This is a genomic window from Zavarzinia sp. (genome assembly GCF_041650655.1).
Classification (GTDB): domain Bacteria; phylum Pseudomonadota; class Alphaproteobacteria; order Zavarziniales; family Zavarziniaceae; genus Zavarzinia.
This window is the reverse complement of sequence record NZ_JBAZKR010000175.1, coordinates 1-4,906: the sequence shown is the minus strand read 5'-3', so window position 1 is coordinate 4,906 and position 4,906 is coordinate 1. Positions and strand designations below refer to the sequence as shown.

General features: G+C 69.2%; 5 protein-coding genes. 2 read left to right on the top strand and 3 right to left on the bottom strand.

Going from position 1 to position 4,906, the window contains the following annotated elements:
- Both WC493_RS21580 and WC493_RS21575 read right to left on the bottom strand, forming a co-directional pair.
- A partial coding sequence (locus WC493_RS21580) for a carboxyl transferase domain-containing protein (RefSeq protein WP_373068400.1) occupies window positions 1-465 on the bottom strand: 465 nt, incomplete at its 3' end.
- A gap of 8 nt (window positions 466-473) precedes the next feature.
- The gene (locus tag WC493_RS21575) at window positions 474-1,637 is read right to left on the bottom strand and encodes an isovaleryl-CoA dehydrogenase (protein WP_373068398.1); all 1,164 of its coding nucleotides are present in this window, start codon (window positions 1,635-1,637) and stop codon (window positions 474-476) included.
- A gap of 303 nt (window positions 1,638-1,940) precedes the next feature.
- Here WC493_RS21575 and WC493_RS21570 point away from each other — a divergent pair, with 303 nt between their 5' ends.
- The gene (locus WC493_RS21570; protein ID WP_373068396.1) at window positions 1,941-2,978 is read left to right on the top strand and encodes an AraC family transcriptional regulator; all 1,038 of its coding nucleotides are present in this window, start codon (window positions 1,941-1,943) and stop codon (window positions 2,976-2,978) included.
- A gap of 6 nt (window positions 2,979-2,984) precedes the next feature.
- Here the strand turns inward: WC493_RS21570 and WC493_RS21565 are convergent, their stop codons facing one another.
- Complete coding sequence (locus WC493_RS21565) at window positions 2,985-3,617, bottom strand: TetR family transcriptional regulator (RefSeq protein ID WP_373068394.1); 633 nt, start codon at window positions 3,615-3,617, stop codon at window positions 2,985-2,987.
- Between the two features lie 84 nt (window positions 3,618-3,701).
- On the opposite strand from WC493_RS21565, the gene WC493_RS21560 reads away from it, so the two are divergent.
- The gene (locus tag WC493_RS21560; RefSeq protein ID WP_373068392.1) at window positions 3,702-4,775 is read left to right on the top strand and encodes an HlyD family secretion protein; all 1,074 of its coding nucleotides are present in this window, start codon (window positions 3,702-3,704) and stop codon (window positions 4,773-4,775) included.
- Window positions 4,776-4,906 lie beyond the last annotated feature (131 nt).

Sequence of the window (4,906 nt, the reverse complement as noted above, 5' to 3'; positions counted from 1 at the left end):
CTCGTCCTGGTTCGGCAGGTTGGCGCCGCCGGAATCGACCAGGTAGAGGCAGGGCAGGTTGTTTTCGGCCGCGATTTCCTGGGCACGCAGGTGCTTCTTCACGGTGAGCGGATAATAGGTGCCGCCCTTCACCGTGGCGTCGTTGCACAGGATCAGGCAATCGCGCCCGGCCACCTTGCCGATGCCGCCGATCACGCCGGCCGCCGGGATCTCGGTGTCATAGACGCCTTCGGCGGCGAAGAGGCCGATCTCCAGGAACGGGCTGCCGGGATCGAGCAGCCGGGCCACCCGCTCGCGCGGCAAGAGCTTGCCGCGGGCGACATGGCGGGCGCGCGACTTCTCGTCGCCGCCCTTCACGGTCTTTTCGGCGAGGGCGGCGAACTGCCGGACCAGGCCGGCCATGCGCGCGGCATTGGCGGCGAAGCCGGGATCGTTCGGGCTGAGCTTGGTGGTGAGCCGGGTCATCGCGGGGCTCAGGCCGTCTGGGCGAAGATTTCGCGGCCGATCAGCATCCGCCGGATCTCCGAGGTGCCGGCGCCGATCTCGTAGAGCTTGGCATCGCGCAGCAGACGGCCGGTGGCGTAATCGTTGATATAGCCGTTGCCGCCCAGGCATTGGATCGCTTCCAGCGCCACCTGGGTCGCCTTTTCGGCGGCGTAGAGGATGCAGCCGGCGCTGTCCTTCCGCGTGGTCTCGCCCCGGTCGCAGGCGGCGGCCACGGCATAGACATAGGCTCGGCTGGCATTCATCGTCGTATACATGTCGGCCAGCTTGCCCTGCATGAGCTGGAAGGTGCCGATCGGCTTGCCGAACTGCTCGCGCTCGTGGACATAGGGCACGACGATGTCGAGCGCCGCCGCCATGATGCCGAGCGGGCCGGCCGCCAGCACGACACGCTCGTAGTCGAGGCCGGACATCAGGATGTTCACGCCCTTGCCCTCTTCGCCGAGGACATTCTCGAAGGGGACCAGGCAATCCTGGAACACCAGCTCGCAAGTGTTGGAGCCGCGCATGCCGAGCTTGTCGAGCTTCTGTGCGGTCGAGAAACCGGTCATGCCGCGTTCGACCAGGAAGGCGGTGATGCCGCGCGGGCCGGCGTCCGGATCGGTCTTGGCGTAGACGATCAGGGTCGAGGCGTCGGGACCGTTGGTGATCCACATCTTGTTGCCGTTCAGGACATAGCCGTCGTTCTGCTTCCGCGCGCGGAGCTTCATCGAAACGACGTCAGAGCCGGCACCGGGCTCCGACATGGCGAGCGAGCCGACATGCTCGCCCGACATCAGCTTGGGCAGATATTTCGCCTTCTGCTCGGCATTGCCCCAGCGGCGGAGCTGGTTGACGCAGAGGTTGGAATGCGCGCCATAGGACAGGCCGACGGAAGCCGAGGCGCGCGAAATCTCCTCGATCGCCACGCAATGGGCGAGATAGCCCATGCCGGTGCCGCCGTCCGCCTCCGGCACCGTGATGCCGAGCAGGCCGAGGGCGCCGAATTTCTGCCACAGGTCGGCCGGGAATTCGTTCTCGGCGTCGATCTGCTGGGCCCGCGGCGCGATCTCCTCGGCAGCGAAACGGCGGACCGTGGCGCGCAGCGCGTCGATCTCTTCGCCCAGGCCGAAATTCATGACGGCGTCGAACATTTTGTCCTCCCTGATGCGTGCTGCCGGCGATCGGCTGTGCCGGTCCTGGTCCTGAGTTGTACAGCGATGGCGCCGCCCGTCGCCATCAACCGTCTGCGCCACGCCGTTCGGGCGTGGTTGGCGTCGTTTCCTGTCCGGCGTCGCGGCCGCCGAAGCGGCCGGAAACGGGCGGGCCGGCAGGAATTCCTCCCCTCACTCGCGGTTGGTCGCCCCCGAAGGGGCCAACCTGCCGGCGAAAACTAGCGTGGCACCGATTGCCGTCCCCGCCAATTCCTGTGCAGAATGCGCCACGACAGGTGGCCTATGCCCAAGACAACCTCGCCCCCCAAAGCACCGCCCCGCACGCCCGCCGCCTTCGTCCGTGCCATCGTTTCCGCCTATGAACGGCGCGGCATGGATCCGGGGCCGGCGTTGCGCCAGGCCGGCATTCCGCCGGAGGTCCTGGCGGCACCGGACGGCCGGGTCGCCATCGAACCTTTCGAAGCCTTGTCGAGCCATGCCATGCGCGAGCTGGACGACGAAGCGCTCGGCTGGTTCTCGCGCCGGCTGCCCTGGGGCAGCTACGGCATGCTGCTGCGCGCCTCGCTGCCCTCGCCGGGACTCGAGGTGGCGATACGGCGCTGGTGCCGGCATCACGGGCTGTTGACCGAAGACGTCGCCCTGGAGCTTCGGGTCGAGGGGGCGGAAGCGGTGGTCCGGGGGCGCGAAGCGGTCGACCTCGGCGCGCTCCGGGAATTCTGTCTGGTCAGCCTGTTGCGCAATCTGCACGGCGTCGCCTGCTGGCTGGCCGATTCCCGGATCGCCCTGAACGCCGCACGCTTCCCCTATCCACGGCCGGCGCATGCCGAAGCCTATGACCTGATGTTCGGGGGCGAGATCGCCTTTTCTGCACCCGCGGCCGAGCTTCGCTTCGATGCCGCCTATCTCCAGCTTCCCGTGGTGCGCGACGATGCGGCGCTGCGCCGGCTCCTGCACAAGCCGATTTTTCTGATGGCGCGGCAATACCGGCGCGACCGGCTGCTGTCGCAGCGGATCAGCAGCGTGATCGCCGCGAGTGGGGGCGTCTCGCCCAATGCCGAGACGATCGCGGGCCAGCTCGCCCTCTCGCCGCGCAGCCTGCAGCGCCATCTCCAGGACGAGGGCACCTCGCTCCTCGACCTCAAGGCCAAGGCCCGGCGGCTGCGGGCGGAAGAATTGCTGCGCCGGGGCGACATCCCGTTGAAACGGGTCGCCCGCCTCGCCGGCTATGGCGACGAGTCGAGCTTCGGCCGCGCCTTCCGCCGCTGGACCGGGCAGAGCCCCGGCGAATTCCGCCGGAACATGGGGAAATCCGGCGGCTAGCGGCGCTCAGGCGTTCGGCGGCGGGTCGGCTATCGCCTCGCCGGTCAGCGTGTCCAGAAGTGCGGTGATTAGCGGCTCGCAGGTCTCTGCGCCGTCCTCCGACAGGGCTTCCATGCCGAGGACGTGGCGGAAGATGGCGACGCCGCAGAGACAGGCCGTGAGCAGGGTTGCCCGCTGCATCGCATCCCGGCTGAAGCCCTCCGCATCGAAACGCGCCGCCAGGGGGGCAGTAAAGTCCCGCTGGATGAAATCCCGCAGCAATGGTCCCGCCTGCGGGCTGGAGAAGGAGCGCGCCAGCACGAAGAGGCCGAGGAGGGAGGAACCTTCCTCTTCGGCCACCGGCTGGACCATGCGCTGGGCGAGGGACGTGGCCAGCGTGCCCGGTTCCGCCGCCAGCATGTCGCCGGCCTTGGAGGTGGATTCATGGACGGCGACGAACAGCCGCTCCTTCGAGCCGAAACTGCGGTGCACCAGTGCCACGTCGACCCCGACGTCCGCCGCGATCTGGCGGAGCGAGGTCTCCTCGTAGGACTGACCGGCAAAGCGGCGGGTCGCCGCCTGCAGGATCAGCTGTCGCGTCTCGGCGGCCGTCCGCCGGGCCGCCGCCGCCCCTGCCGGCACGATCTTCGGGCTTGTCATCCGTTCACGTTGCCCCTACCGTGACGTAAGGTCAACACATGTTGACTTTCCTCGGCGCCACTGCTTCCCCTGTAGAGATTCAGCATGATGTCGTCGCAACGGAAAACTTGGCTGTTCGCCCTGGCATTGGTCGCAGCCGCCGCTGCCGGCTATTGGGCCTGGCGCCAGTCGACGGCGGGCGAACTGCCGCCCGGAATCGCCGCCGGCAACGGCCGCCTGGAGGCGACGGAAATCGACATCGCGACCAAGACCGCCGGCCGCCTGGCCGAGATCCTGGTGGACGAGGGCGATTTCGTCACCGCGGGCCAGATCGTCGCACGCATGGATACGAGCCAGCTCGAAGCCCAGATCCGCGAGGCCGAGGCCCAGTTGCGCCGGGCCGAGATCGGCATCGAGACGGCACGCAGCCAAGTCACCCAGCGCGAGGCGGAACGCGACGCCGCCACCGCCGTGGTGGCGCAGCGCGAGGCCGAGGCGGATGCCACCGCGAAGAAGCTCGTCCGTTCGGAGAGCCTGGCGGGACGCGGCAACGTCTCGGCCCAGACTCTGGACGACGACCGCGCCGCCGCGGAGTCGGCCAAGGCGGCGATCGCCGCCGCGCGGGCTCAGGTCGCCGCCGCCGCCGCCGCGATCGGGGCGGCGAATTCCGCCGTCGTCGGTGCCGAGGCCGAGGTCGAGGCGGCGCGCGCCACGATCGAGCGCCTGCGCGCCGATCTCGCTGACAGCACCCTGCGGGCGCCGCGCGACGGCCGCATCCAATACAAGGTGGCGCAGGCGGGCGAGGTGCTGGCGGGCGGCGGCCGGGTCGCCAACATGGTCGACCTGGGCGACGTCTACATGACCTTCTTCCTGTCGACCGAGGATGCGGGACGGGTCGCCCTCGGCACCGAGGTGCGCCTGCAATTGGATGCGGCGCCCGGCGTCGTCGTTCCGGCCCGGGTTTCCTTCGTGGCCGATGTCGCCCAGTTCACGCCCAAGACCGTGGAGACGGAGCAGGAGCGGCTGAAGCTGATGTTCCGCGTCCGTGCCCGCATCGCCCCTGATCTGCTGAAGAAATACCTGCGTCAGGTGAAGACCGGGCTGCCCGGCATGGCCTATGTCCGCCTGACCGAGGGCGCCGCCTGGCCGGCCGCGGTGAGCGGCAAGCCGGTCGAATGACCATGGCCGGCGTCCTCCCGGACCCGGGCGCCGCGGATGACGACATCGTCGCCCGGCTGACCGGGGTCGGGCTCTCCTACGGCCGGACCCGGGCGCTCGACGGCATCACCCTGGCGATCCCCAGGGGGCGC